The 1774-nt window shown below is 58.5% G+C and carries 1 protein-coding gene and 1 pseudogene; both read right to left on the reverse strand.

Going from position 1 to position 1774, the window contains the following annotated elements; genetic code table 11:
• Positions 1-48 precede the first annotated feature (48 nt).
• Entirely contained in the window at positions 49-204 is a 156-nt protein-coding gene (locus VXC91_RS45100; RefSeq protein ID WP_329513129.1) for a hypothetical protein, read from the reverse strand.
• A gap of 743 nt (positions 205-947) precedes the next feature.
• Positions 948-1774: pseudogene (locus VXC91_RS45105) on the reverse strand (hypothetical protein); the annotation flags it as partial.

Consider the following 1774-nt stretch of genomic DNA (forward strand, 5'->3'; position numbering starts at 1 on the left):
AACCATCTGAACGATCACGCAACGTCATGATCCATTACCGGGAAAGGCTCACTGGATGGGATTCCAGGTGTCGCAGGAGCTGGTGTAGTGCTTGCTCTCCTTGAACGCGTCCGGTTTCAGGTTTCCCTTCATCTCGGCGAACATGAAGTCCTCGACAACCTGATAGGCCTTCGCGGGGCTCTGCCGCTCCTCCGCCTTGATCATCGGAGTCTCGCGGTAGACACCACCGCACATCCCAAGCCGTTCATCTGGACCAAGACCGCCGAGGAGATCCTCGAATCCCTCGCCCGATTCTGCCGACGGATCTCCAGCGCAGGACACCAGCTGAGGGTCGTTTGTTCTCTTCGTCCTCCTTCGGTGTATCGAATCGGAGAAGTTGTGGCGCCACTCGGTGGCCGAGTGGCGCCACAACTTGTGTATCGACCCAAGCAGCCCTTACGCCAGCGACTTCCTGTCTCTTAGCTCAGCCTTTGTTCGAGGGCCGCCATACCTCTCTACAAACTCAATGAACCGAGGCTCCCACAGCAGCTGGTCCGTGATCCGGAGGCTCACCAGGTCACCTATAGCTGACCTGTTGGAAGCGAGGAGAGACTCAATCGCTCGCGCTGCCCCGAGCGCCGCTCCTAGATCCCAATCCTTGGCTTGCAACATGGGAATCAATACGGGATGAACGAACGCATCACTGACCAATGAATACATGCCAGGAGATGCCTCTTCTTCATCTCCGAAAAGTCGGCGCTCTTCTTCTTCCAACTCTAGAATCATTGGTCGACTTTCAGGGGCTTCGTCCCACAGAACGCGCCGGACAAAGATATCGTCCGACAATCCGTCCCACTCCTCGTGCATCATCCGGCTCCCCCACGGGAATTGCTAGTGTCTCTTCGACTACGGGGTGAGTGCCCGCCGCGCGCTGGGCGCGGGCGGACACTCACCCCTACTCTGTTCCGCTATGCGCAGGAATTAGTGGTCGGATCACATACTCCGCTGCCCCCTCCCTGGCCGTCGGGGTAGAACGGGTCGGGCTCGTAGTCCGAGGCACCGAAGGGGTCGATCGAGTCCTTGAACATCTCCCAAGCCCCACGCGCGAACCCGTACTGGCGCACATAGCTAGGAGCCTGGCCGATCACGAACGCACCTGCTCCGGCCACGCTCATGATTCTCGGGAGCTTGACCTTGTTCGTCGACTTCGGACGGTCGAAGCCGCGCGGGTCCTCGTAGAACTCCCCGCCCGTAAAGGACTGCATCGACATCGAGTTGGCCGTTCGATTGATTGCCTGCTTCACCGCGTTGTCCAGGGACTTATTCCCTTTGAGGAGCGCCTTCACCGTTCCGGTCTTGTCCGGTGTGTCGAAGGCGTTCCAGATCCCCTCCGCCTCGTTGAGTGCGATGGTCCGGTCCCGTGGCGAAAGGATGTTCTTCTGGCGGTCGGCCTCCAGCAGCTTCTGCAGCCGACGCAACTGGTCGGCTGCATCACCCACGTGCCATTTCTGCTTGACTTTTTGTCCTGTTTTCAGTTCATACTTCAAGGCCTCAGTGACCTTTCCGTTCCCGACTGCGGGCTTAGAGCCAGGCTTGATGTAAATTTCGCCCAGGATCTTCTTGAGTTCACCGTTCTTCACGTCCGGAGCCGTCGCAGCTATCCCCAGAACGCTCTTAACGGAATTGACTACAGATCTGATCGACTCACCGAGGCCCAAGAAGCTGAGGTGTCCGTCGACTTCGATGAAGCTGGTGGGATTGCCACCGCCGAAGACATAGCGGTTGCCCGTGAACG

It is taken from the genome of Streptomyces chiangmaiensis (assembly GCF_036281785.1).
Taxonomy (GTDB): domain Bacteria; phylum Actinomycetota; class Actinomycetes; order Streptomycetales; family Streptomycetaceae; genus Streptomyces; species Streptomyces chiangmaiensis.